The following is a 24773-nucleotide window of genomic DNA, read 5'->3' as shown; positions in this document are numbered from 1 at the left end:
GTGAATCGGGGCCGGCATGCCGGCCGCTCCTTCCCTTTACCTCGAGGACACGCGATGCCGCTCATTCACGCCTCAGCCGAAATGGCGCCCGACGCGCCGAACTACGTCGTCGATCTCGAAGCCGGCGAGCATCGCCTGCAAGGCGACGAAAACGAGCACGAGGGCGGCGGCAACGTCGGGCCCGCGCCGTACGAGCTCGTGCTGTCGGGGCTCGCCGCGTGCACGGTCGCGACGCTGCGGATGTACATGCAGCGCAAGGAATGGCCGGCCGCGCGCCTCGCCGCGCGCGCCGAACTGCACGTCGACCGCGAGGGCGCGCAGTACGTGCGGCGCACGATCGCGGTCGACGGCGCGCTCGATGATGCGCAGCGCAAACGGCTCGCGGAAATCGCCGAGAAGACGCCCGTCACGCTGTTCATCAAGCGCGGGACGCGGATCGAGACGACGTTGAAGTGACGGATGCGGCGGCGCGGCGTAGGGCGGCGCGACGTGCCGCGTTGCGCTGCGACACGCGGCGGCCTCGTGCGTGCCGCGTCGGGCGTGCCGCATTGCGCCGCACCGTGCCGTGTCAGGCGTCAGGCGTCGGGCGACGCGGTGACGCGCCTCGATCGCTTAGCGGCGGCGATGCGGGACAAATCGGGCCCGCCCGTTCGATGGATGCACGTTGCAGGCTCTCGCGCGTGCGCGCTTCGCATCCGCGGTGGTGGCGGCGGCGGTGGCGGTGGCGGCAGCGCCGCTTCAGTCACCGGCGCCGACCTCTCGGCAGCCGCACGTAAGCTCGCCCGCCAGAACCGAACCGGCGGCGGCACCGCGCCCGGCCGTCGCACCGACCGCCCGAACCGCGAGCGACGATGCAACCGGGCGGCATGCAACCAAGCGGCGAGGCGGGGCCAGACGACGCGTCGCGCCCCACGCCGCCGAACGAGCGCGACGCGCCCGAGGGTCAAGGCAGCGTCAGCAGAATCGACTTCGGCCCGCCCGGCAGATTGTGCGGCTGCCCCACCGCGTAGCCGCCCGTGCTCATCCGGAAGTTGCCGTTGACCACCGAGAACTGATAGTTCGAGCAGATCTCGTTGTGATCGGGCGTGTAGACGGCCGACGTCGTCGCCTTCTTGACCGCGACCCACCGCCCGGCCACCCTGTCGAACGCCCATACGTTGCCGTACTGTCCGGCCCGCTGCGTCGCGTCGAGACACGACGCGCCTTGCGTCGCCCAATCCTCGACGAAGCTGTTCGCGAAATTCGCCGACTGCAGGCTCTTCTGATAGCGCAGCGTCGCGATCAGCTCGCGCACGTTGGTCGACGTGTCCGTGAACCACACCGAATAGTCGGTCTGGTTCTGGCCGGCGACGGGCGCGATCGACGCCATGAAGCGATATGTCCGGCCCGCGACGGGCGCATGGCTCTTCGAGCACTTGTAGCCGGTGCCTTCGCCGCCGAACTGCGTGCAGCTGACGCCCGGCCCCTTCGCGATGATCTGCGGCGACTTGCCGTTCGCGTCCCACACTGAAAACAGGACCAGGCCGTTCTGCTTGCCGTCGACCGACTGGATGCCGGTGTAAGCGCCCGGCCAGCCGATCGCTTCCCAATAGGTGGTCGGCGCGAGCGCTTCGGGCGTCACGTCGACGCTGAACGCGGTCCAGTCGCTCGCCTGCTGGTAGTTCAGATGGACGGAGTTCGCGCGCGTGCGGTGCGGCTGCGCCGAGCCGCCGATCGCGACGCTCTGCGCCGTGCCGTCGAACCTGCGGATGCTCGCCACCGCCGTTTGCGCGCCGCCGCTGCCGGCGATCCACCACGCCGACGCGACCCCGTCCGCGCCGGTCGACGCGTTCACCGGAAAGAGCCAGCCCGACGCACTGCCTGCGCCCCGCGGCTGCCACGCGACATCGCAGCCGGAAACCGGCTGGCCCTTGTTCGTCACCTTCACCGTCAGCATGACGGGGTTGTGCGTGCGGTTGTTCGACGTGATCGCCGGATCGTAGAGCGTCGACGAGAACGCCGAGCCTTGTCTCGCGACGAGCGGCGCGCTCGTCGACGAAGCGATCACGGAGCCGTTCAGGCAGGCGCCGGCGGCCGTCGCGTCGACGGCCGCCACGGCCAGGACGGTTGCTGCGATGCACTTGAATTTCAATTCGATCCTCCTCGTACGGGTGTTTCGATTGGCGGACATGCGTCGTGCACTATAAGCGACGCTCACTCGCCCGATGAAAATAACCGACCATATCCGACGGGATAATCAATTTCTTTTAATATTTAATATATTATCTACTTGTTTAAATGATCGAAGCCGACTCCGTGAAAATCGGCGCCGCGCTTTTCATCGGCCCGTCCGGCGGCTCGCAACGCGCGACACTGCTCACTTCGCCCGAACGAAGCGGCGCTGCCGACAGGAAATCGAAGCCGTTCGAAAAACGTCCGTTCCGATGAATCGATTGCCGCCGATTAAACATCAGGCTGCCGATTGATTGCGCATTCGCGTCGGTATTCGCCGGCAGCGCGAATCAGCCTCGATCGCATTCGAAATCCGTCGACCGGATGCCCCGAACGCCGATTCCCGGAATGCTTCGAGTGACGGGGAACGATCGCCGCGACGCCGCGCCGATGCCGGTTCGTACGAAACCCGGCGTGCCGGGCGCGTCGATGTCGCGATAAACGACCATCTTGCGCCGATCCTCGCGCGGGGATGCGGGAACCGGCGATACGCCGAGCCCCGCGCCGACGAGACTCACGGTGGTGTCCCTCCGGATCGCACGCTGCGAGACCTGCGGCGTGCAGCCCGCCTGAGCGCGCGCGTCGACGATGCGGCCGTGCAAACCCAAGCCTTCGGATTCGGGAGACAAGGCCCACGGCACAGCGGCGAGCGATGCGAGCGGCACGGCGCCGGCGCGGCCGAGCGCGAGCCCGGCGTTTCTGCGCAAACCCTGACGGAAGATTCGGGCGCGCAACGCGGCGACGTGGAACGGTCCGCCGGCACGCGCGCGAATTGACGGATTCGCTGCACGCGCCGGCCGCACGGACGCCCGTGCGGCGACGCCGCGCGACCGCGTTACAGCCCGAGCGCCGACAGATCGAGCTTGCCGCCCTTGGCGGGCGGACACCAGAAGAACGAGCCGGTGATCGGCTGCGTGAAGCGGAACAGGCCGTCGTGCACGCCGTCGGTCGCGCCGATCATCCGGCGCATCTGCACCTCGAACGCGCGGAACGAATGGCCGAATGCGACGAAATACAAGCCGGCGCGGCGCTCGTCCGCCCACGGCGACGAGCGCCGCAGCACCTTCGCCTCCGGCTTGAAGCTCTCCTGCTCGGTGCGCTTCACGTGCGCGTACGCGGGCGCGTCTTCGAGTTCTTCGTTGTCGTCCTTGCGGCGGCCGATGATCCGGTCCATTTCGTCGCCCGGGATCTCGCGCATCTTGCCGAAGTCGTGCACCCATTGCTGGACCGCGACGAAGCTCGCGCCGTCGAAGCCCGCGCCCTTGCCGGACACGAACGCGGTTTCGATCGCCTCGTCGCCTTCCGGGTTCTCGGTGCCGTCCTCGTAGCCGGACAGGTCGCGGTCGTCCGCGTAGCGGAACGCGTTCGCGGCGCAGTCGAGCTCGAACGCGGGCGCGACGAGCTGCTCGATCTCGCGCGAGCGCACGGTGGCCGCGCCGAGATCGTCGGCGCGCAGCCAGACCCAGAGCGCCGCGGGCGTCGACGGCACCGGCGCGCCCGGCACCGACAGCTCGGGAAACTCCTTCAGGCCGTCGATCTTCTTGTCGAGCGCCTGCACGAGCGACGGCCCGATGCCGATCACCGTGTCGACGCCGTCAATGGCGTCGCGCAACGCGGCGAGCGCGCTCGCCGCACGCTCCGGATGCGTGATCCGGAAGGACAGGTAGCGGCTCGCCGCCGGAATCGGAGCCAGAATGCCTTGCTGAAAATCGCTCATCGTTTCCTCGATGCAGTGTTCGGTTCTACAGGGTGGGGGACGCCGGATTGTCCCATAACGTCGGGACGCGCCTGCTTGGGACGTGCCTGCTTGGGAAGTGCCCGTTCGGGACATGCCAGTCCGGGACATGCCCGTTCGGGACGTGCCCGTTCGGGACGTGCCCGTTCGGGACGTGCCCGTTCGGGACGTCCCCGTTCGGGACATGCCCGTTCGGGAGCGGCCCTTCTGGGAGAGACGCGTTCGGGGCTGCATGTTTGGGACGCGCCCGTCTGGGACGTGCCCGTCTGGGACGCGCCCGCTCGGCGTGCGTCCGTTCGCGCCGTCCCGGTCGGGAACGCGTCGTCCCGAGCACATGCGTTCGCCGCGGCCCCCCCGGAACGGGGAGCCACGGTCGCAATACACGCGCTCGAAGCATGTCCGGCCGCGCGCAAGGCCAAACCGACGCACCCGCCCGGGACATATCAGCGGACGCATCCCGCCCGCGACTTCCGCATCGGCGACATGCACGCCGTGACAGCTTCGCGCGCCGCGCACGCGCACGCGTGTACGAACCGCTTCGGCCCGCCGGGCGCATAGCGCCACACGCATACGCCCATACGCCCGTACGCCCGTACGCCCGGCGCGCCCGCGCGTGGCAATCGCGGCGCACGTCGAGTCCCGATGCCAACCCACTCCCTCCGCCCCCAATCGAATGCGGCGAGCCGCATCGCCGCGCATCGCCCCGTATCGAATCGGCAACATCCATTCGTCTGACATTGCAGCAATGCGAAACGGCCGCTAGAATCGCTTCACGAGCTGAACTCCGCTCGCTTTCACTCCACTCACTCAACGTTCGAAGGAGGTGCCAGATGTCGCGAATGCATGTCACCTCCCCGACGGCAGTTCCACGACGCGCGTTCTAAGTCGTCGTCTTCGCGGGCCGCTATCCAGCCCGCACAGCTTCCGGACAGTTCCCCGCCTTCGCTTCGCGCGCTGACGCGCAGCGGCATGCGTCCGGCTTTCGTTTCGAACAACAATCGACAAGTCCCGTTCGCCACGAGCGACCGGGCCCCGACAAATGGCCCAAAAAACAACCCATCCGGGTGGACGAGCGTTTACCGACGTGCTCGCGTTCACCTTCCGGCACTGGCGCGCGCAACCCGCGCGCATCGCCGCCATCGCGTTCTTCGCGCTCGCCACCGCGCTCGGCGACGTGCTGACGCCGCTCTTCGCGGGACGCCTCGTCGACGCGCTGTCGCACGGCGTCACCGCCGCGGACAAGGCGCTCGCATGGAGCCGCGCGCTGCACGCGTTCGGCATGCTGATCGGCATCGGGCTCGCTTGCACGTTGCTGCGGCAGGCGGCGTTCCGCAACATCATCGTGCTGACGCTCGAGATGATGAGCCAGATCGCGGCGAACGCGTTCCATCGCGTGCAGCGCTTTTCGACCGACTGGCACGCGAACAGCTTCGCCGGCTCGACCGTGCGCAAGATCACGCGCGGCATGTGGGCGATCGACCTGCTCAACGACACGCTGCTCGTCGCGCTGCTGCCGTCCGTCGTGATGCTCGCGGGCGCGACGCTTCTGCTCGGCTCGCACTGGCCGGTGATGGGCGCGGTGGTCGGCGGCGGCTCCGTCGTGTTCATCGCGGTGACGGTCACGATGTCGCTGCGCTTCGTCGCGCCCGCCGCGCGGCTCGGCAACCTGTGGGACACGCGTATGGGCGGCGCGCTCGCCGACGCGGTGAGCTGCAACCCGGTCGTCAAGGCGTTCGGCGCGGAGACCCGCGAAGAGGCGCGGCTCGACGGCGTCGTGTCGAAGTGGCGCGCGCGCACCCGCCGCGCGTGGCGGCGCGGCACGCTGAACGGCGGCGTGCAGGGCGCGATGCTCGTCGCGATGCAGGCGGCGATCCTCGGCGCGGCGCTGTGGCTGTGGGCGCACGATCGCGCGAGCGTCGGCGACATCGCGTTCGCGCTCACGACGTTCCTCGTGCTGCAAGGCTATCTGCGCGACATCGGGATGCACATCCGCAACCTGCAGCGCTCCGTCAACGACATGGAGGAGCTCGTGTCGCTCGAGCGGCAGCCGCTCGGCATCGACGACAAGCCGGGCGCGAAGCCGATCTCGATCGCGCACGGCGAGATCCGCTTCGAGCACGTGACGTTCGGCTACAGCGGCGCGCATGCGAAGCCGCTGTACGACGATTTCTCGATCCGGATCGCGCCGGGCGAGCGGATCGGGCTCGTCGGGCATTCGGGCTCGGGCAAGACGTCGTTCATCAAGCTGATTCAGCGGCTGTACGACGTCGACGGCGGGCGCATCGCGATCGACGGGCAGAACATCGCCGACGTCACGCAGGCTTCGCTGCGCAGCCAGATCGCGATCGTCCAGCAGGAGCCGCTGCTGTTCCACCGCACGCTCGCCGAGAACATCGCGTATGCGCGACCCGGCGCGACGCGCGGCGAGATCGAGCGCGCCGCGCGGCTCGCGAGCGCGCACGAGTTCATCGCCGAGCTGCCGCAGGGCTACGACACGCTCGTCGGCGAACGCGGGATCAAGCTGTCGGGCGGCGAGCGGCAACGCGTGGCGATCGCGCGCGCGTTCCTCGCCGACGCGCCGGTGCTGATCCTCGACGAAGCGACGTCGAGCCTCGATAGCGAAAGCGAGGTGCTGATCCAGCAGGCGATGGAGCGGCTGATGGTCGGACGCACGACGCTCGTCGTCGCGCACCGGCTGTCGACGGTGCGCGCGCTCGATCGGCTGATCGTGCTCGACAAGGGGCGCGTGATCGAGGAAGGCAGCCACGACGAGCTGATCCGGCTCGAAGGCGGCGTCTACCGGCGGCTGTTCGAGCGGCAGGCGCTCGAGCTCGCGAAGGGCCTGATCGAGCAGACGGGCGGCGACGCCGCCGAGTGGCTGAGCGACGAGCATGACGGACGCGACGAGCGCAACGAGCGCGGCGAACGCGACAAGCCCGGCGTGCTCGACGGACACGACGCGCGGCGCGCGCATCGCGCGCCCGACGGCGGCGACGGGCGGATCGACGATTCGGCGGTCGCTGTCGAGAAGTAGCCGCGGGCGCGACGAAGGCAAGGCACGGGCGCGCGCGAGCGCGCCGACCGTCTTGCGTCGCTTCGTCTTGCGTCGCGCTCGCGCGATGCGCTTCACGCGACGCGCGCACATCACGCGCAATCGCGACGCCCCGCACGCACGCCCCGCGTGAACGGCGCGCAGCGTCGCGGCGTTCGATCCACGCGGTCAAACGCGATTCGATCGAATCGCGACGAACGGAGCGGAGCCACGCAGCGCGGCGTCGCTTCGAAGCGCACGCTGTCCGCGCGAGCGCCGCCCCGCGATCCGGCGGCATCCGCCCGCGCCCCGCGCCGCCGCGCTCCGCTATCTCCGGCTCGCGCCCCCGTCCGTCAACGGACCATACGCGTCAACGCTCCGCCCGGCCGCGCTCCAGCGCCGCCGCCACGCGCGCGACCACCTGCTCGCGCCGCGCGAGCACCGGCTTCGACCGCTCGCGCACGCGCTCGACGATCCGCGCCGGCGCGGTGTCCGGATCGCCCGCGTCGAACGGCGGCGCCGGCGCGTATTCGAGTTGCAATTGCACGGCCTGCGCAACGTCCTCGCCGACGAGTTCCGCCGCGAGCGTCAGCGCGAAATCGATCCCCGCCGTCACGCCGCCGCCCGTCACGAGGTTGCCGTCGCGCACGACGCGCTCGCGCACCGGAATCGCGCCGAGCGGCGCGAGCAGCGAATGGAACGCCCAGTGCGTCGTCGCGCGCCGGCCGCGCAGCAGCCCCGCCGCGCCGAGCACGAGCGCGCCCGTGCACACCGAGCTCACGTAGCGCGCGTGCGCCGCCTGCCGGCGGATGAACGCGAGCGTGTCCGCGTCCTCCATCAGATCGGCGACGCCCATGCCGCCCGGCACGCAGATCACGTCGAGCGGCGGACAGTCGTCGAACGTCGCGTCCGGCGCGAGCGCGAGCCCGCTGCTCGCCGCAACCGGCTCGCGCGTTTTCCAGACGAGCCGCGCCGTGACGCCCGGCAGCGACGCGAACACGTCGTGCGGCCCGGTCAGGTCGAGTTGCTGCACCTGCGGAAACAACAGTAATCCCACTTCGATGGCCATTCCTCACCTCCTCCTTTTCGCAGTTGTCGCACCGCGCCGCGCGCCCGCGCCGGCGTCGTGGACAAACCGACTGTACGCAAGTACCGTATGGCGGATATGCCAAAGTCCCCACGAATCCCGCCAGCCGAGCCGCTCATATCCGTGCCCGCGCCCGCCGCCGCGCGCCGCGCCGTACACGTGCTCGCCTTCGACGACGTGCAGTTGCTCGACGTCGCCGGGCCGCTCCAGGTGTTCTCGACCGCGAACGACTTCGCGGCGCAACGCGGCCTCGCGATTCCGTACGCGCCGCGCGTCGTCGCCGCGAACGCGCGTTCGGTGGCGTCGTCGGCGGGGCTTGCGTTCGTCGCCGCGCCGCTGCCCGCCGCGCGCGAGCCGTCCGACACGCTGATCGTCGCGGGCGGCTGGGGCGTCCACGACGCGGCGCGCGATCCGCGGCTCGTCGACTGGGTGCGCCGCCGCGCGGCCCGGACGCGGCGCGTCGCGTCGGTGTGCTCGGGCGCGTTCGTGCTCGCGGCGGCGGGGCTGCTCGACGGCCGCCGCGCCGTCACGCACTGGTCGCGCTGCGAAGAACTCGCGCGGCGCTACCCCGGCGTGCGCGTCGACCCCGATCCCATTTTCGTACGCGACGGCAACGTCTGGACGTCGGCAGGCGTCACGGCCGGCATCGATCTGGCGCTCGCGCTCGTCGAGAACGATCTCGGCCGCGCGCTCGCGCTCGACGTCGCGCGGCATCTCGTCGTGTTCCTGAAGCGGCCGGGCGGCCAGGCGCAATTCAGCACGGCGCTGACGCTGCAGCATGAAGGCGGCGGCTTCAGCGAACTGCACGCGTGGGCGGCCGCGAATCCGGGCGCGGATCTGTCGGTCGCGGCGCTCGCCGCGCGCGCCGGCATGAGCGAGCGCAGCTTCATGCGCCGCTATCGCGAGGCGACCGGCAAGACGCCCGCGCGCGCGATCGAGCAGATGCGCGTCGAGGCGGCGCGCAATCTGCTGGCCGGCGGGCCGCTGCCGATCAAGCGCATCGCCGCGCGCTGCGGGTTCGGTTGCGAGGAAACGATGCGGCGCAGCTTCCTGCGCATACTCGGCGTGACGCCGCGGGCGTACCGCGAGCGGTTCGCGCCGCATGGCGCGAGAACCGAAAATGTGCGACCCTAGCCGCATGTCCACGCAGCTTCCTCCCCTCTCGCACTGCTGGCGCCGCGCCTGACGCAGCGGCATAGTCACATCCCGTTCACGACCATGCCGCCGCATCCGGCCGGCATTGCGTCGATCGCGCCCCAGCTCGGCCCGGATTGCGGCGGTTCTTCCCGGAGAAACCGTTCATGCAAGACGACATCTCGATCCCGGCACGAGCGCCGATCGCGCTGACGGGCGACCGCCCGACCGGCCCGCTGCACCTCGGCCATTACGTCGGCTCGCTGAAGACGCGCATCGCGCTGCAGGACACCCACCGGCAGTTCATCCTCGTCGCCGACACGCAAGCGCTGACCGACAACGCGCACGATCCCGACAAGGTCCGCCGCAACGTGATCGAGGTCGCGCTCGACTATCTGGCCGTCGGCATCGATCCGCGCAGGAGCACGATCGCCGTGCAATCGGGGCTGCCCGCGCTCGCCGAGCTGACGCTCTTCTATCTGAACTTCGTCACCGTCGCGCGTCTGGAGCGCAATCCGACGATCAAGGACGAGATCCACGCGCGCGGCTTCGGCCGCGACATTCCCGCGGGCTTTCTCTGCTACCCGGTCGCGCAGGCGGCCGACATCACCGCGTTCAAGGCCGACACGGTGCCCGTCGGCGACGATCAACTGCCGCTCATCGAGCAGACGAACGAGATCGTCCGGCGCATCAACCGGCAGGCGGGCGTCGACGTGCTGCCCGAGGCGAGCGCGCTGATCTCGTCGACGGGGCGGCTGCCGGGCGTCGACGGCCGGGCGAAGATGAGCAAATCGCAGGGCAACGCGATTGCGCTGTCGTCGCCGCCGGCGGCGATCGCCGATGCGGTCAAGCGGATGTACACCGATCCGAACCACTTGCGCGTGTCCGATCCGGGCACGGTCGAAGGCAACGTCGTGTTCACGTATCTCGACGCGTTCGACGACGAGCCGGACGAAGTCGAGCGGCTGAAGGCCGCGTATCGCGCGGGCGGGCTCGGCGACATGACGCTCAAGCGCCGCCTCGAAGACAAGCTGCAGGCGCTGATCGCGCCGATCCGCGAACGGCGCGCGCAGCTCGCGCGCGAGCCGGGCTACGTCGTCGACGTGCTGAAGGAAGGCACCGCGCGCGCGAACGACGTCACGCAGCGCACGCTCGACGACGTGCGCGATGCGCTGGGCGCGTTTTCGTACCGGCGGTTCGTCGGGTGACGCGCGCGTCGGCGCGGAGCGACGTTGCGCCTTTTCGCCTTTTCGCCCGTTTCACCGTTTCACCGTTTCACCGTTTCACCGTTTCACCGTTTCACCGTTTCACCGTTTCACCGTTTCACCGTTTCGACGTTTCGACGTTTCGACGTTTCGCCGCAGCACCGGGACGCTGGAGCGTCTGGGTATCGCTGCATGGCGGCATCGCTTGGCGTGTGCCGTTCGAGCGTGTCGGTCGGATCGCTCGACGCACGCGCTCGACAACGCGCCGTTTCCTCGGACGAATCGTTTCACCGGCCCGAAAACAGCCGTCCCGGACGGGATTTCCGCACGCGCCGACCGCGCGGCTACAGACTTTACACACTGTTACGCGCGGCGCTCATCCAACGATGACGGCATTCCCTATACTGCCGCCGTGCAATAGCAACCACCCGCTACCATGAACACGAAGCCCATCCGAAAGACGGCAACGCAGCGCCCGGCTTTCACGAAGACTGCTCTGCTCGCGTCGCTCGCCGCGACAGCCGCGCTGTCGCTGAGCGCATGCGTCGCGCCGGGTGCGTACGGACCGTATGGTTCGCAGCCGCAGTACGGCGCGCCCGTCTATTCGCAGCCGTCGTATGCGCAGCCGTCGTACTCGCAACCGTCGTACGCGCAGCCCGATTACTCACAGCCTGCGCAGCCTGATTACTCGCAGCCCGGTTATCCGCAGCAAGGCTATGCGCAGCCCGGCTATCAGCAGGGCTATCAGCCCGGCTACTCGACCCAGTACGGCACGATCGCCGGCATCCGCCCGATCGGCGGCGCGATCGGCCCGTCGGGCGTCGCGGGCACGGTCGTCGGCGCGCTCGTCGGCGGCGTGCTCGGCAACCAGATCGGCCGCGGCCATGGCCGCGACGCCGCGACGGTCATCGGCGCGCTCGGCGGCGCGGTCGCGGGCAACCAGATCGGCCAGCAGATGGGCGCGCAGCCGAGCGCCTATCGCGTCGACGTGCAATTGAGCGACGGCTCGATGCGCTCGTTCGACCTGCAGACGCCGGGCGATCTGCGCCCGGGCGATCGCGTGCGCATCGACGGCAATCAGATTTCACGGTATTGAATCGCGCCGCCCGACAGCGGCGGCGGCCGCGTACGCGGCGCATGAGCAAAGCGACGGAAAGCTCGGGGCCGGCCGTTACGGCCGCCCGGCTCCCGTCGTTTTTTTATGCGGCGTCGCGAAGCCCGTCTCGACCGTCCGGCCGCGTGATCGTTCGACGATTCGCGGCATGCGCCGGACTGCACGAGCCGACGCATCCTTGCGTCCCTTTCGCCTTCCTCGTCTTCGCGAGCAGGCGTACATCGACTTCCTTGGCCTCGTCACGCGCGTCGCCGGACACCTCGCGCGGAAGCTGATCCACTATCGCGCGAGGCTCGCCGCCGTCGGCGACATCGACGCGGCGCTCGCGCGCGGCCGCGCGTTGCGCGAACTCGTGCACGAAACGAATCGCGGCGACGCGTTCTGGTTCGTCGCGGATGTCGGCGCGCTCGCGCAACAGCTGCCCGAGCGCAGCCGCGCCGCCGGCGCGCGCTGAGCGCGCGGAGCCATCGCGTCGCGCGCGCCGAACCGCACGGATCGCGAACCCGAATCGGCGCGTCGATCCCGTGCGGCGCCCAGCGCGAGGCGATGCGAACGGCGTTGCGGCGCACCCGACGCATCGCCGCCCGCCCCGGACGCACGCGCTGAAACCGCTCGCTGAACCCGCGCGAGGCCCCGCCGCGCATCGCGCGACACATCGCGACCATTCTCCACAATCCGCGACACCACATTTCCTCGCGCCGGATGTACCATTCGGCCCGGTACGCGCCGCATTCCGAGACCTGGCCGAGCGACGTACGCGAAGGCAATTCGTAAGCATTTCCATCGAAAAACCAGTGACGTGCAAATGGGAGATGTGAACAAAACCGGCTGGCCGCCCCCGTCATCGCCTCGACTCAAACGCATCTGGTACGGCGCCCACGGCCTGCGAACCGGCTGGGCCGTGCTGCTGTATGCGGCGATCGTCGTGGCGATCGTGCTCGCGCTCGGCTACGCGGCTCGCATCGCGCACCATCCGTTTCGTCCGCACATCGAGTCGAGCGCGGCCGGCCAGATTCCGTTCGAGCTCGCGCTGTGCGCGGCGTCGCTGATCGCGACGCGCGTGATGAGCCGCATCGACCGTCGCTCATGGCTCGACTACGGGCTGCGCGCGCCGCACAGCGCGTCGCACTTCGTCTGGGGCGCGCTCTGCAGTCTCGTCGCCGTGTCGGCGATCATGGGCCTGCTCGTGCTGACGGGCGGCGCGACGATCGAATACTCGGGCGCGAGCCGGGCGGCCGCGCTCGAATCGGCGCTCGCGTGGGCGGCCGCGTTCGCGCTCATCGCACTCGCCGAGGAAGTGGCGTTTCGCGGCTACCCGTTCTTCAAGCTCGCGCAGCGCGCGCATCCCGTCGTCGCGGCGGCGCTCACGTCGCTCGCGTTCGGCATGTCGCACGTATCGAATCGCAACGAGAACATCGCGGGCATCGTGCCCATCGTGATGTACGGGCTCGTCGCGTGCGTCGCGATCTGGCGCACCGGCTCGCTGTGGTGGGCGCTCGGCGAGCATGCGATGTGGGACTGGAGCGAGTCGTTCCTGTTCGGCGCGGCCGACAGCGGGCTCACCGCGCACGACACGCTGTTCAGGAGCCACGCGATCGGCCCCGTCTGGCTGAGCGGCGGCACGGTCGGCCCCGAGGCGAGCGTGCTCGTGTTTCCGGCGCTCGCGGCGCTTGCATACGTCGCATGGCGCCTGCCGCCGCGCGCGGCGTCGAACGATCCGGCGCTCGCGCACAAGCGCCGACAGATGATCTGAGCCGCCTGCGGCGGTCGATTCACAATCGGCGCGCGGCCGGCGCGCTGCAACGCGCCTTTAGAGATCACGCACGCGCCGCCCCGTCCCCACGCGCCGCGGCGCGCGCTCACCTCGCCGCCGCCTCCTTCGCAGCCGGCTGCGCGACGCTCGCTTCGCCGCGCGGCCCCGGCAGCTTCGCTTGACCGACGCGCTGCGCGCGATAGATGCCCGCCTGCCCGGAGAACAGATACGCGACGACGCAGGCCAGCGCCGCATACACGCCGATCGGCGCGCCGAACAGTTCGATCGCCATGATCGTCGACGCAATCGGCGTGTTCGCCGCGCCGGCGAACACCGCGACGAAGCCGAGCCCCGCGAGCACGGGCAAGGGCAGCGCGAGCAGATGCGACAGCGCGTTGCCGATCGTCGCGCCGATGTAGAAGAGCGGCGTCACTTCGCCGCCCTTGAAACCCGACGCGAGCGTGACGACCGTGAACGCGAACTTGCCCGCGAAATCGTAGACGGGCAGCGGCCCGCGAAACGCGGCTTCGATCGTCGGAATGCCGAGGCCGAGATACTGCGGCGTGTGAAGGAGCGTCGCCGCGAGCGCGACGAGCGCGCCGCCCGCGACGGGACGCAACGGCGCATAGGCGATCCACCGCTTCGCGCGCGCGCCGAGTGCATGCGTCGCCGCGGCGAACAACCGGCCGACGATGCCGAACGCGATGCCGGCCGCCACCGCCGACGCGGCGCCCGCCGCGCTCAACGCGGGCACGAACGGCACCGCATAGACAGTGTGATGGATGCCCCACATCCGGCACACGGCATCGGCGACGACCGACGCCGCGACGCACGCGAGCAGCGCGTCGTAACGCAGCCGTCCGATCGCGAGCACTTCGAGGCCGAACACCGCGCCCGCGAGCGGCGTGCCGAACACCGATGCGAAGCCGGCGGCGATCCCGCCCATCAGCATGATCCGGCGGTCGTCGCGGCCGAGTGCGAAAAGCTGCGTGACGCGATCGGCGAGCGCGCCGCCCATCTGCACCGCGGTGCCTTCGCGCCCCGCCGAACCGCCGAACAGATGCGTGAGAACGGTCGCGGCGAGCACGAGCGGCGCCATCCGCTTCGGCACGATGCGCTGCGGATCGTGGATCTCGTCGATCAGCAGGTTGTTGCCGCGCTCGACGGACCGGCCGGCGCGATGATAGACCCAGCCGGTCGCGAAGCCCGCGGCGGGCAGGAGCCACAGCAGCCACGGATGCGCGACGCGCGCGCCCGTCGCGAGATCGAGCGCCCGGAGAAAGAACGCGGACGCCGAGCCGGCGAGCGCGCCGACGACGGCCGACAACGCGAGCCAGCGGCACAGATGCGCGAGCGCCGCGACGGGCTCGAGGGTGTGCAGACGTTTCATGGATTTCCAGATTCGACAGGACATCAAACCCGGGCGGCAGGATGCCGCTTGTTGACGGATGGCCTACGACCTCCTGCACCCAGGAACGCGTAGGCATCATCAGCCGGCTCGCCGGCGGTTGTACGGAGGCATGCCATCTCCGGTCGCCGCGGATTGTACGCGATGCGGCTCGCGCGCGGCAACCGTCGCGGCGAACGCGGCGCGGCGGTTGCCGCGCGCCCTCGGCCCTCAGCGCATGCGCGGCCGGTCGAGGCACGGCGCGCGGCCCGTCGACCGGCCGCGCGCCGCGTCGCTCGTCACGCGCCGAGCCGCTGCGCGAGCTCGACGAAATCCGCCGCGACGACGTCCCAATCCTGCTCCGCGCGCAGATCCGTCGTCTGCGCGGGGCCGTGCTCGCGCGGGCGCGCGACGAACGCGCTGCGGTAGCCGCAGCGCCGCGCGGCCGCGAGATCGCCGTTGTGCGCGGCGACGAGGCACACCTGCTCGGGCCGCAGCGCGAGGATGTCGGCCGTGCGCAGATACGCTTCGGGCGTCGGCTTGTACGCCTGCGCGAGTTCGGCGCCGAGGATCGCGTCCCACGGCAGACCGGCGCGCTTGGCCATGTCGATCATCAGGATCACGTTGCCGTTCGACAGCGGCGCGATGATGTAATGCGCCTTCAGCCGGGCGAGCCCCGCGACCGAATCGGGCCACGGATCGAGCCGGTGCCACGCGAGATTCAATTCGTCGAGATCGGTGTCGGGCACGCTCGCGCGATCGACGCCGAACGCGGGCAGGATCGCCTCGAGATTCTCCCGGTGCAGCACGTCGAGCCGCGTGAACGGCCGCCGGCCGCTTCGCACTTCCTCCATCGCGGGCGAATAGCTCGCGCGCCACGCATCGGCGAACGCCGCGGGATCGGCCCCCGCGCGGCCATACTTCGCCAGAAAGGGGCCCGCGTCGCGAATGATGCCCGCGCGCCAATCGACCACGGTGCCGAACACGTCGAAAACCAACGCCTTCACGCCAAGCGCTTGCATGATGCTCTCCTGAGTCGTGGGATGAAGTTTCAGGATGCAGCGGGCCCGTCGGGGAAATCGTGCGGTGCTCGTCGGCCGTGCGCGCGCGGCCGGCTCGTGCCGCGGCCGGCCGCGCGGGCGGAATCGACGAACGCAGAACCGCCCCGCGCGGCCGCCGAACGCAAACTGCCGAACGCGGACCGCCGCTCCTGCACGTCTGGAAAATCGCACATCTGCCGCTCGACATTATCGGCGAATAGCGCGCGCGCTTTCGCTAGGACGCAATCGAGGCAGAAGTCGATGTCGATGTCGATGTCGAATTGGAAGCCGAATCCGCGGTGCGAAGGGGAACTCGGGGAAGACTTCGAACGCTTCGAACGCTTCGAACGCTTCGAACGCTTCGAACGCTTCGAACGCTTCGAACGCGCGCTCAGCGCCAGCGATGCTTGCTGCGCGGAACGAGCGAGATCAGTTGATCGGCGATCCGGTCGAGCGGCAGCACGGCGGTCGCCGCGCCGATCGCGGCGGCCGCCTTCGGCATGCCGTACACGGCGCTCGTCGCCTCGTCCTGCGCGATCGTGTAATGCCCCTTCGTGCGCATCGCCTTCAGGCCAAGCGCGCCGTCGCGTCCCATGCCCGTCAGCAGCACGCCGATCGCCCCGCCCTTCCAGTGCTCGACGATGCTGTGAAAGAACACGTCGACCGACGGCCGATAAGGCGTCTCCTCCGGCCGCCGCGTGTAGCCGAGCAGCCCGCGCGGCGTCAGATGCAGGTGATCGTTCGTCGCCGCGAGCAGCACCTCGCCCATCTGCGGCACGCTGCCCTGCCGCGCGATGCGCACCGGCAGCGGCGAGTAGCCGTCGAGCCATTGCGCCATCCCGATCGCGAACGCCTGATCGACGTGCTGGACGATCACGATCGCCGCCGGGAAATCCTCCGGCAGCCGCCGCAGCAGCGCGGTCAACGCGGTCGGCCCGCCCGCCGACGCGCCGATCGCGACGAGCGGCGGCAGCGCGCCCTGCGGCGCGGGCGCGGCGGCGGACGGCGCGGCGGACGGCGTGCGCGTCGCGAGCAGCCGGCCGATCTGGTCGATCTTCGCGAGCAGCGGCTGCGACGGATCGGCGCTGCCGCCCTGCTCGAGCGTGGGCGTGTCGACCGCGTCGAGCGCGCCTTCGCCCATCGCCTCGTACACGTACGACGCATTCGCGCCGACGTTCGCGGTGACGATCAGGATCGCGCACGGCGAGCGCGCCATGATGCTGCGCGTCGCCGATACGCCGTCGATTCTCGGCATCACGAGATCCATCAAGACGAGGTCCGGCGGCTGCGCGACGCAGAAATCGACGGCCTGTGCGCCGTCCGTCGCAACCCACAGCACGCGATGCTCGGGCCGCAGCGCGATCGTGCGGCGCAACGCCTCGACGGCGAGCGGCAAGTCGTTGACGATGCCGATGTTCATGGCTTTACGCGTCCCCAATCAGGTCGTGCACGGCGTCGAGCAACGCCTCGTCGTGGAAGCCGCCCTTCGCCAGGTAATAGTCGGCGCCCGCTTCGAGCCCGCGCCGGCGGTCCTCGTCGCGATCCTTGTACGAGACGATCATCACGGGCACCGATTTCAGCAGCGGATCGCCCTTGATCAGCGTGACGAGCTCGATGCCGTCCATCCGCGGCATGTCGATGTCGGTGACGACCAGGTCGAAGCTGTCGCTGCGAATCGCGTTCCAGCCATCCATCCCGTCGATCGCGATCGTCACGTCGTAGCCGCGCTTCTCGAGCAATTTTCGCTCCAGCTCGCGCACGGTCAGCGAATCGTCGACGACGAGCACGCGCTTGCTGCGCCGCGCGAGCGCGTCCTGATCGCCGCGCCGCACCTTCGCGAGCTCGCCGCCGCGAATCAGCTTGTCGATCGAGCGGATCAGATCCTCGACGTCGACGATCAGCACCGGATCGCCATTTTCCAGCAAAGCGCCCGCCGCAATGTTCTGAATTTTGTTGAGGCGTCCGTCTAAAGGCTGCACGACGAGCATCCGCTCGCCGAGAAAGCGGTCGACCGCGACGCCGTAGGTTTCCGGCTCGCCGCCCACGACGACGACGGCCGTCGTCGGCCGACCCTCGTCGAGCTCGCCTGCGTCGAGCAGCTGATGCGCGGTGACGAGGCCGACGCGGCGATCGTCGAGCGGGAAATGCTGCTGGCCTTCGAGCACGTCGATGTCCGCGCGGTCGAGCTCGAGCGTGCGGCGCACCTGCACGAGCGGGAACGCGTACGGCTCGCCGCCGACCTCGACGATCAGGCTGCGGATCACCGACAGCGTGAGCGGCAGCTGCAGCACGAAGCGCATGCCGAGGCCCGGCTCGTTGAAGATCCGCACCGCGCCGCGCACCGATTTCACCATCTCCTGCACCGCGTCGAGGCCGACGCCGCGGCCGGACACGTCCGTCACCTGCTCGCGCATCGAGAAGCCCGGCAGCAGCAGGAATTCGAGCAGTTCCTGATCGGACAGGCGCGCGGCCGTGTCCTCGTCGGTCAGATTGTGGCGGACGATCGCCGCGCGCACCGCGGCGAGATCGGCGCCGGGGCCGTCGTCGCTCACGCTGACGAGCAGCGACCCGGCGCTGTGCCGCGCCTCGAGCGTGATGGCCGCTTCAGCCGGCTTGCCGCGCGCGAGCCGCGCATCGGGCGGCTCGACGCCGTGGTCGATCGCGTTGCGCAGCAGGTGGCCGAGCGGCGCGTCGAGCATGTCGAGGATGTCGCGGTCGACCTGCGTCGCTTCGCCGGCGATCGAAAAGCGCACACGTTTGCCGAGCGAGCGCGCGAGATCGCGCACGACGCGCGGATACGCGCGCGTCGCGTCGCCGAACGGGCGCATCCGGCATTGCAGCGCTTCGTCGTAGAGCTGCTCGGCGATGTGCGAGCTGCGGCGCTCGAAGCGGTCGAGCTCGTCGAGCCGCGTCGCGAACGTGCGCTGCACGTCGGTGAACATCTGCCGCGCCTCGTTGAGCGCGCCGAGCACGCGCGGGTCGGCGTCGTCGGCGAGCGATTCGACGAGCGCGTCGAGCGAGCGGGCCGCATCGCGCTGCGCGCGCTTCACGCGCAGCATCGATTCGGCGAACGGCTTCAGCCAGCGCGATTCGACGAGCGATTCGCCGGACAGGCTCAGCAGGCGGTTCAGCGTGTCCGCGCGCACGCGGCGCATCGAGCCGGATGCGCCGCGTGCTTCGCCGGCGTCCGATGCAACGCGAACGCCACCGACACCGGCCGCATCACTCGCATCACCGGCGCCACTCGCGCCGCCCATGCCGCTCGCATCGCCCGCGCCGACCGCGCCGACCACATCGCCCGCACCGCGTCCGCCGCCGCTTGCGCGCATCGCGTCGGTCTTCCCGCTCGATCCGGCGGCGGCATCTCCGCCCGCCGCCCCGCCGCCGCGCGCGCCCGCGCCATCCGCCTCGCCCGCGTCGCCCGTCTGCGCGTCGCCCGTCCCCGCATCCGCCGCCGCGAGCGCCGCCGCGAACGCGTCGATCTCGTGCTGCGCGACCAACGCCGCCGCCTGCGGATCGCCCACGCGCACGAGCAGGTCGACGCCCGTCAGCAGCGCGTCGACATGACACGGCGTCAGCGGCTGCCGCCCGTGCTGCGCGGCGACGAAGCAATCCTCCATTCGCCCCGCGATGTCGACGCCCTGCGGCACCCCGACGATCCGCGCCGCGCCCTTGAGCGAATGCGCGGCGCGCATGCACGCCTCGAGCGTCGCCGCGTCCTGCGCGCCGCGCTCGAGCGCGAGCAGCCGCTCGGAGAGCGCCTGCGTCTGCGTGTGCGTCTCCTCGCGAAACAGCTCGAGCAGCGACGCGCGGCCGAAATCGTCGTCGTGACTCATCGCAGGCTCCGCGTGAGCGAATCGAACAGGCGGTCCTCGTCGAGCAGGCCGATCGTCTTGCCGCGCCACGCGAACACGCCGCGCGAATGCGCGTCGCCCGTGCGCGCGACGGTCGCCGGCACCGGCATCCACTCGGCCGGCGTGAAGCGCAGCACGCCTTCGACTTCGTCGACCGGGAACACGACCGGATCGCCGCGATGCGCGACGACGAGCATGCGCGTGAAGCTCGCGCGCGACGCGGCGCTATCGGCGCGCGCATCGAGGCTCAGCAGCTCCGCGAGCGACACCGCGACGCGCAGCGTGCCGCGCACGTTGACGATGCCGAGCACCGCGCGGTTGCGGCGATGCGGCAGCGGATGAATCGATCTCGTGTCGGTAATCTCGCGCAGCACGCGGATCGGCAGCGCGAGCCATTCGTCGGCGACGCGAAACGCGAACGCCGAATGAACGGTCTCGGCCGCGCCGTCGCGCGCCGCCGACGGGGCCGGGGCCGCGTTCGCGCGCGGCGCGCGCTCGGCGGCGAGGCGCGCCGCGTCGGCGAGATCCGCGTCGGTCAGCGGGCGGTCGAGCAGCAGCGCCGCGTGACGCTCGAACACGGGGCAGTTCAAGCAGCGGCGGTACGTATCGAGCCGCTCGCACGAACGGTCGCCGCGCGTGCCGATGCGATTCCAGCAAGCGTCGATGTCGAATGCGATCCGTGGTCGCTCAACGGCGTCGCGGTCCATGGGTTCCTCTCGGTTCGCCGCCGTCCGTGTCGGTCACGGACGCGGCCGATTCGTATTGGGCCGCGCGCCGGGCCCGTTGCATCAGCCACTGTGCGCCGTCGCGATCGCCCGCTATGTCGAGCAGCGTCGCCAAATGAGTCAACGCTTCGTAATGCGACGGCTCGAGGTACAGCGCCTTCCGATAGCAGTCCGCCGCTTCGTCGCCGCGGCCTCGCGCATCGGCGATCAGGCCGAGCAGGTAGAAGGCGTCGGCGCACGGGCCGGACTGTTCGATCGACGCATGCACCGCCTGCTGCGCGGCGTCGAGCGCGCCCGCGTCGGCGAGGCGGCGGGCCACGTCGAGCAGCGCCTCGGGCGGCGCGCCGATGCGCGGATCACCGGTCGCGCGCTGCGCGGCGTCGATCGCGGCGCCCATCGCGGCGGCGCCGCCGAGCGCCGGCGAGCCGGGCGCGCGCGGCGCGGGTGCCGGCTGCGCGACGCCGGCCGCGCCGGCGATCGGCCCAGACGCGAGCCACGCGGTGTCGAACGCCCGCGCGAGCGACGCGGACGTGCGCGGCACGGCGCCGGCATCGCGCGCGATCGGCCCGGCAGCGGGCCAGCCGGCGTCGGCCGCCGCCGTGGGCAGCGATTCGAGCGCCGGACGCGCGACGTTCGCGCGACGCGCAAGCGGCTCGGCCGCGACATGCGCGCCGCCGCCCGCACGCTCGAACGCATCGGCGTGCGCGTGCGCGCCGCCGGGCGCGCGCGAGAACGCGCCGGCCGCCGCCCAGCCCGCATCGAACGCGTTCGCTTGCGGCGAGATCGCGGCGCGTGCGGCGTCGCGAACCGCTCGCGCGAGCGGGACGCCACCGGGCCGCGCGACGTCCGGCGCGCGCGCGAATGCGCCGACGGCCCGCCAGCCGGGATCGGAGCCGGAGTTGAAACCGGAGTTGAAGCCGGAGTCGAAGTCGAAGTCGGAATCGGAGCTGAAGTCGGAATCGGATTCGGAATCACCGCCACGCGCGAGCGGCTCGGATGCGGAGCGCATCGCGGCCGGCGCGGGCACCGACGATCCGGCGGACGGCTCGGCCGGTGCGCCGTCGATCGCGCGCGCGATCGGCTCGGGCGTCGGCCATCCGGCATCGAAGAACCATTCATGCGCGATCGCGCGCAACGTGCCGCCGAGCGTCAACGTGCGATCGGCGCCCGCGATGCCCGCCGCCGCCGATCCGCCTCGCCACGCGGCGCCCGCCGCATGCGCGCCGGTGCCGTTCGCGCCGGGCCACGCCGACGCGTCCACGGCCGGCTTGCGAAACGCGAATGCCAACGGAATCTGCGCGGACGTCAACCCCTGCCGCATCACGACCCCCGTCTCGGCCGGCCCGACGAACAGGATTCCGCGCTCGTCGAGCTGCTCCTCGACGATCCGCACGACGCGATCCTGCGCGTCGCGATCGAAATAGATCAGCACGTTGCGGCAAAACACGAAGTCGTACGGTTGACCGGGGCAGCCGAGCAGATCGAGCAGATTCGCCTGCCGGAACCGCACGCACGCGCGCACTCGCTCGTCGAGCACCCAGGCGTCGGCCGCCGCCTTGAAGTGCCGGCCGCGAAAGCCGAGCGCGTGGCCGCGAAACGAGTTGCGCCCGTAGCGCGCGCGCTCCGCGTGCGCGATCGCGCGCGCGCTGATGTCGAGCGCGTCGATCTCGAAGCGCGCCGGATCGATGCCCGCGTCGAGCAGCGCCATCGCCGCCGAATACGGCTCCTCGCCCGTCGAGCACGGCGCGCTCAGGACCCGCAGCGCGCGCGCGGGCTGAGCCGACAGCCGCTGCGCGCCGAGCCGCGCGAGCGCGCCGAACGCCTCGCGCTCGCGGAAAAACCACGTCTCCGGCACGACGAACAGCTCGATCAGCGCGCGCCGCTCGTCGTCCGACGCGTTCAGGCGCTGCCAGTACGCATCGAGCGCTTCGCTCGTGATCGGCTGCGGCGAACGTGCGGCCTGCTCGGCCGCATCGCCGCCCGCGCCCGGCTGCGTCGCGGCGATCCGCTCGGCGAGCGCGCGCGCGACGAAGTCGTTGCCGAGCGAGGCCGGATCGATCCCCGTCTCGCGCGACAGCCACGCCTGAAAGCGCGGATCGAACGCGTTCATCGGCCGCCTCCCGTCGGTGCGCCCGCGAGCGGCGCGCTCGCGCCGGCCGGATCGAGCGCCGCCGCGTAGTCGAACAGCAATGCGCGCGCATCGCCGCTAACGATGTGCTGGACCGCGACCCACTGGACGACGCCGTCCGCGTCGCTCGCGATCGGCCCGAGCCAGCGCGCGTGCGGCGTCGCGATTCCGCTGTCGCGGAACGCGTCGCGCGCGATTCGCGCGGTCTGCGTCGCGCGCTCGACGATGAGCCCGAGCAGACGCACGCGCGGCGGCGCGACCGCCGGCTCGGCGGCAGGCAGCCGGTAGCGCACGAGCACGAGCCGCGTCGAGCGCAACGGCTGCGCGGCGCGGCCGAGCGCGAGCCGCGGCACGTCGATCACCGGCACCGGCTCGCCGCGATGCATGAGGATGCCGGCCGCCCACGCGGGCGCGCCGGGAATCGTCTTGGTCGCGGCGAGCGGCAGCACTTCGGCGATCTCCGCCGCATCGAGCGCGTAGCGCTCGCCGTCTAGGTGAAACAGCAGGAACAGCATGTCGGCTCCGCTTGGCGCGTCACGCACATCACGCGTCGACCTTGAAGCGCGACACGCCCGTGCGCAACTGGTTCGCGACGAGCGTCAGATCGTCGATCGCCTGCGACGATTGCCGCAGCGATTCCGCCGTCTGCTGCGCGGCCTCCGACAGTTGCGACAGCGCCTGCGTGATCTGCTCGGCGCCGCTCGCCTGCGTCTGCATCCCTTCGTTGACCATCTGGAAGCGCGGCGCGAGCGTCTGCACTTCGGCGATGATCTGCGACAGCTGGCCGCCCACCTGCTGCACGTCGCGCATTCCGCGCCGCACTTCCTCGGAAAACTTGTCCATCCCCATCACGCCCGCCGACACCGCCGACTGGATCTCCTTCACCGTCTGCTCGATGTCGTACGTCGCGACCGCCGTCTGATCCGCGAGGCGGCGGATCTCGGTCGCGACGACCGCGAAGCCGCGGCCGTACTCGCCCGCCTTCTCCGCTTCGATCGCGGCGTTCAGCGACAGCAGGTTGGTCTGGTCGGCGACCTTCGTGATCGTCGCGACGACCTGGTTGATGTTGATCGCCTTCTCGTTGAGGATCGCGAGCTTCGCGTTCACCGAGCCCGCCGCATCCATCACGCTGCGCATCGTCTCGCCCATCCGAGTGAGGCCGCTCTGGCCGACGCCCGCGAGCGTCGCCGACTGCTCGGCGACCGCCGACACCTCGTTCATCGTGCGCAGCAGATCGCGCGACGTCGCGAAGATCTCGCGCGAGGTCGCGCCGATCTCGGTCGTCGTCGCCGCCGTTTCGTTCGCCGTCGCCTGCTGCTCGCGCGACGTCGCCGCGATCTCGGCGACCGACGTCGTCACCTGCAGCGACGACTGCTGCGCCTGCGCGACGAGCGCGGTCAGCTCGTCGGCCATGCGGTTGAAGCCGCTCTCGAGCGTGCCGAATTCGTCGCTGCGGCCGAGGTTCAGGCGCTGCGTCAGATCGCCCGTGCGCATCACGTCGTGCACGTCGACGAGCCGCGCCATCGGCACCGTCACCGCGCGATAGAGAAAATAGCCGAACACGAGCGCGGCGACGAGCACGACGCCGAGCGCGACCGCGAGCGTGATCTCGGTGCCGTGCACCGATTCGCGGATCAGCGTCGCCGACTGCTCGGCGAAGCGCCGGTTCTCCTGCACGAGAACGTTGGCGGTGCGAATCACCTCTTCCCACGCGGGCGTCATCTTCGCGTACGCGGCGAGCGAATCGGGCTTCGCGCCGTGCGCCTTCTGCACGGTGTCGTTCAGGAGCGGCACGTAGCGCTCGTAGGACGCGCGAAACGCGTTGAAGCGCTCCTGATCGTCGTTGCGGAAGATCGACGCCTGATACGCGGACATCAGCTTGTCGGTTTCCTCGAGCAGGCTGGGCACCTTCGCGAGATCGCGCCGGACGGCGTCGGCGTCGGCGTCGACGAACACCGCGCGCTGCAGCGCGATGTACGATTCGTTCGTCGCCGCGCGCAACGAAGCGGCGAGATAGACGCCCGGAAGGGAATCGCGCTCGATGCTGATCGCTTCGTCGTTGATCGCGCGCAGGCGCTGATAGGACAGCGCCGCCATGAACAGCATCAGCACGAACAGCGCGCCGAAGCTGAACAGTATCCGGTTGCCCAGCGTGAGCCGGCTGCCGGCGGCGGGTTTGCGAAGAATCTCGTGGCTGGCGCGAGGCGTCACTGTGGGCATGTCGTTTTATCCGGCTGGCGGAAAATCAGATGAGGAAAGCGTCGCGCTACGCACGGGGCGGATCGCATCGATCCCGGCGCGACGCGAAACCCGGGCATCGCGAGTGTAACTTGAACCATCGTGAACGAGGACAGGTCGGTGCGCGCGAA

General features: G+C 70.5%; 19 protein-coding genes and 1 riboswitch. Of the genes, 8 read left to right on the top strand and 11 right to left on the bottom strand.

The annotated features are described in order from the left end of the window. Positions 1-54 precede the first annotated feature (54 nt). Positions 55-456, top strand: coding sequence for an OsmC family protein (locus WS78_RS33095; protein ID WP_059581141.1), 402 nt, complete (start codon positions 55-57; stop codon positions 454-456). A gap of 487 nt (positions 457-943) precedes the next feature. Here the strand turns inward: WS78_RS33095 and WS78_RS33090 are convergent, their stop codons facing one another. Further along, positions 944-2170, bottom strand: a complete 1227-nt coding sequence (locus tag WS78_RS33090) for a DUF3472 domain-containing protein (protein ID WP_059581138.1) — start codon at positions 2168-2170, stop codon at positions 944-946. Positions 2171-2465: 295 nt separating this feature from the next. Between WS78_RS33090 and WS78_RS36760 the strand changes: the two genes are divergently transcribed. Continuing rightward, positions 2466-2987 carry a hypothetical protein gene (locus WS78_RS36760; protein WP_156437475.1) on the top strand — a complete coding sequence of 174 codons (522 nt, stop codon included), beginning with the start codon at positions 2466-2468 and terminating at the stop codon, positions 2985-2987. A gap of 59 nt (positions 2988-3046) precedes the next feature. Here WS78_RS36760 and WS78_RS33075 read toward each other — a convergent pair whose 3' ends face one another. Then, a complete protein-coding gene (locus WS78_RS33075) occupies positions 3047-3928 on the bottom strand; it encodes a Dyp-type peroxidase (RefSeq protein ID WP_059581132.1) in 882 nt (293 codons plus the stop codon). A gap of 1057 nt (positions 3929-4985) precedes the next feature. Here WS78_RS33075 and WS78_RS33065 point away from each other — a divergent pair. Beyond that, complete coding sequence (locus WS78_RS33065; protein WP_059581129.1) at positions 4986-6980, top strand: ABC transporter ATP-binding protein; 1995 nt, start codon at positions 4986-4988, stop codon at positions 6978-6980. A gap of 367 nt (positions 6981-7347) precedes the next feature. On the opposite strand, the gene WS78_RS33060 is transcribed toward WS78_RS33065, so the two are convergent. Beyond that, positions 7348-8046 (bottom strand): DJ-1/PfpI family protein, encoded by a 699-nt coding sequence (locus WS78_RS33060; RefSeq protein WP_059581126.1) that lies wholly within the window; start codon positions 8044-8046, stop codon positions 7348-7350. 87 nt (positions 8047-8133) lie between these two features. On the opposite strand from WS78_RS33060, the gene WS78_RS33055 reads away from it, so the two are divergent. The 5 genes from WS78_RS33055 (at position 8134) to WS78_RS33035 (ending at position 13270) form a co-directional block, all read left to right on the top strand. Continuing rightward, a complete protein-coding gene (locus WS78_RS33055; RefSeq protein WP_059581121.1) occupies positions 8134-9198 on the top strand; it encodes a GlxA family transcriptional regulator in 1065 nt (354 codons plus the stop codon). A 167-nt stretch (positions 9199-9365) separates the two neighbouring features. Beyond that, positions 9366-10406 carry a tryptophan--tRNA ligase gene (trpS, locus tag WS78_RS33050; RefSeq protein WP_038751052.1) on the top strand — a complete coding sequence of 347 codons (1041 nt, stop codon included), beginning with the start codon at positions 9366-9368 and terminating at the stop codon, positions 10404-10406. A 433-nt stretch (positions 10407-10839) separates the two neighbouring features. Beyond that, a complete protein-coding gene (locus WS78_RS33045) occupies positions 10840-11499 on the top strand; it encodes an outer membrane lipoprotein (RefSeq protein WP_059581118.1) in 660 nt (219 codons plus the stop codon). Between the two features lie 196 nt (positions 11500-11695). Next, on the top strand, positions 11696-11971 hold the full coding sequence (locus tag WS78_RS33040) for a DUF4180 domain-containing protein (protein ID WP_059581115.1): 276 nt from the start codon (positions 11696-11698) through the stop codon (positions 11969-11971). A gap of 351 nt (positions 11972-12322) precedes the next feature. Further along, positions 12323-13270 (top strand): CPBP family intramembrane glutamic endopeptidase, encoded by a 948-nt coding sequence (locus WS78_RS33035; RefSeq protein ID WP_038751050.1) that lies wholly within the window; start codon positions 12323-12325, stop codon positions 13268-13270. Positions 13271-13376: 106 nt separating this feature from the next. Here the strand turns inward: WS78_RS33035 and WS78_RS33030 are convergent, their stop codons facing one another. The 8 genes from WS78_RS33030 to WS78_RS32990 all read right to left on the bottom strand — a co-directional run bounded on the left by WS78_RS33030 (position 13377) and on the right by WS78_RS32990 (position 24624). Next, positions 13377-14660 (bottom strand): chloride channel protein, encoded by a 1284-nt coding sequence (locus WS78_RS33030; RefSeq protein WP_059581112.1) that lies wholly within the window; start codon positions 14658-14660, stop codon positions 13377-13379. An 83-nt stretch (positions 14661-14743) separates the two neighbouring features. After that, positions 14744-14810, bottom strand: a riboswitch (Fluoride riboswitch). Between the two features lie 146 nt (positions 14811-14956). Continuing rightward, positions 14957-15679, bottom strand: a complete 723-nt coding sequence (locus WS78_RS33020) for a haloacid dehalogenase type II (protein ID WP_038751047.1) — start codon at positions 15677-15679, stop codon at positions 14957-14959. A 409-nt stretch (positions 15680-16088) separates the two neighbouring features. Next, positions 16089-17117: a chemotaxis response regulator protein-glutamate methylesterase gene (cheB, locus tag WS78_RS33015; protein ID WP_038751045.1), complete on the bottom strand. Its 1029-nt coding sequence runs from the start codon at positions 17115-17117 to the stop codon at positions 16089-16091. A gap of 4 nt (positions 17118-17121) precedes the next feature. Continuing rightward, complete coding sequence (locus WS78_RS33010) at positions 17122-19533, bottom strand: hybrid sensor histidine kinase/response regulator (protein WP_059581108.1); 2412 nt, start codon at positions 19531-19533, stop codon at positions 17122-17124. Next, positions 19530-20258, bottom strand: coding sequence for a chemotaxis protein CheW (locus WS78_RS33005; RefSeq protein WP_059581104.1), 729 nt, complete (start codon positions 20256-20258; stop codon positions 19530-19532). The genes WS78_RS33010 and WS78_RS33005 overlap by 4 nt, the downstream gene beginning before the upstream one ends. Beyond that, the gene (locus WS78_RS33000) at positions 20239-22386 is read right to left on the bottom strand and encodes a CheR family methyltransferase (RefSeq protein WP_059581100.1); all 2148 of its coding nucleotides are present in this window, start codon (positions 22384-22386) and stop codon (positions 20239-20241) included. The genes WS78_RS33005 and WS78_RS33000 overlap by 20 nt, the downstream gene beginning before the upstream one ends. After that, positions 22383-22919: a chemotaxis protein CheW gene (locus WS78_RS32995; RefSeq protein WP_038751037.1), complete on the bottom strand. Its 537-nt coding sequence runs from the start codon at positions 22917-22919 to the stop codon at positions 22383-22385. Before WS78_RS32995 ends, WS78_RS33000 begins: the two co-directional genes overlap by 4 nt. 28 nt (positions 22920-22947) lie before the next feature. Further along, the gene (locus tag WS78_RS32990) at positions 22948-24624 is read right to left on the bottom strand and encodes a methyl-accepting chemotaxis protein (RefSeq protein ID WP_059581095.1); all 1677 of its coding nucleotides are present in this window, start codon (positions 24622-24624) and stop codon (positions 22948-22950) included. Between the last annotated feature and the right edge of the window lie 149 nt (positions 24625-24773).

The sequence above is a fragment of the Burkholderia savannae genome (genome assembly GCF_001524445.2).
GTDB lineage: Bacteria > Pseudomonadota > Gammaproteobacteria > Burkholderiales > Burkholderiaceae > Burkholderia > Burkholderia savannae.
The sequence above is the reverse complement of the archived record's forward strand: the minus strand, read 5'-3'. Positions and strand labels throughout refer to the sequence as shown.

What these genes read in the sequence shown, in the direction of transcription:
- WS78_RS33055 (WP_059581121.1), top strand. Translation starts at nt 8,134, where the DNA reads ATGGCGGATATGCCAAAGTCCCCACGAATCCCGCCAGCCGAGCCGCTC.
- WS78_RS33045 (WP_059581118.1), top strand. Translation starts at nt 10,840, where the DNA reads ATGAACACGAAGCCCATCCGAAAGACGGCAACGCAGCGCCCGGCTTTC.
- WS78_RS32995 (WP_038751037.1), bottom strand. Translation starts at nt 22,919, where the DNA reads ATGCTGTTCCTGCTGTTTCACCTAGACGGCGAGCGCTACGCGCTCGAT.
- WS78_RS33010 (WP_059581108.1), bottom strand. Translation starts at nt 19,533, where the DNA reads ATGAGTCACGACGACGATTTCGGCCGCGCGTCGCTGCTCGAGCTGTTT.
- WS78_RS33095 (WP_059581141.1), top strand. Translation starts at nt 55, where the DNA reads ATGCCGCTCATTCACGCCTCAGCCGAAATGGCGCCCGACGCGCCGAAC.
- WS78_RS32990 (WP_059581095.1), bottom strand. Translation starts at nt 24,624, where the DNA reads ATGCCCACAGTGACGCCTCGCGCCAGCCACGAGATTCTTCGCAAACCC.
- WS78_RS33075 (WP_059581132.1), bottom strand. Translation starts at nt 3,928, where the DNA reads ATGAGCGATTTTCAGCAAGGCATTCTGGCTCCGATTCCGGCGGCGAGC.
- WS78_RS33090 (WP_059581138.1), bottom strand. Translation starts at nt 2,170, where the DNA reads ATGTCCGCCAATCGAAACACCCGTACGAGGAGGATCGAATTGAAATTC.
- WS78_RS33060 (WP_059581126.1), bottom strand. Translation starts at nt 8,046, where the DNA reads ATGGCCATCGAAGTGGGATTACTGTTGTTTCCGCAGGTGCAGCAACTC.
- WS78_RS33020 (WP_038751047.1), bottom strand. Translation starts at nt 15,679, where the DNA reads ATGCAAGCGCTTGGCGTGAAGGCGTTGGTTTTCGACGTGTTCGGCACC.
- WS78_RS33065 (WP_059581129.1), top strand. Translation starts at nt 4,986, where the DNA reads ATGGCCCAAAAAACAACCCATCCGGGTGGACGAGCGTTTACCGACGTG.
- WS78_RS33005 (WP_059581104.1), bottom strand. Translation starts at nt 20,258, where the DNA reads ATGGACCGCGACGCCGTTGAGCGACCACGGATCGCATTCGACATCGAC.
- WS78_RS33030 (WP_059581112.1), bottom strand. Translation starts at nt 14,660, where the DNA reads ATGAAACGTCTGCACACCCTCGAGCCCGTCGCGGCGCTCGCGCATCTG.
- WS78_RS33035 (WP_038751050.1), top strand. Translation starts at nt 12,323, where the DNA reads ATGGGAGATGTGAACAAAACCGGCTGGCCGCCCCCGTCATCGCCTCGA.
- trpS (WP_038751052.1), top strand. Translation starts at nt 9,366, where the DNA reads ATGCAAGACGACATCTCGATCCCGGCACGAGCGCCGATCGCGCTGACG.
- WS78_RS33000 (WP_059581100.1), bottom strand. Translation starts at nt 22,386, where the DNA reads ATGAACGCGTTCGATCCGCGCTTTCAGGCGTGGCTGTCGCGCGAGACG.
- cheB (WP_038751045.1), bottom strand. Translation starts at nt 17,117, where the DNA reads ATGAACATCGGCATCGTCAACGACTTGCCGCTCGCCGTCGAGGCGTTG.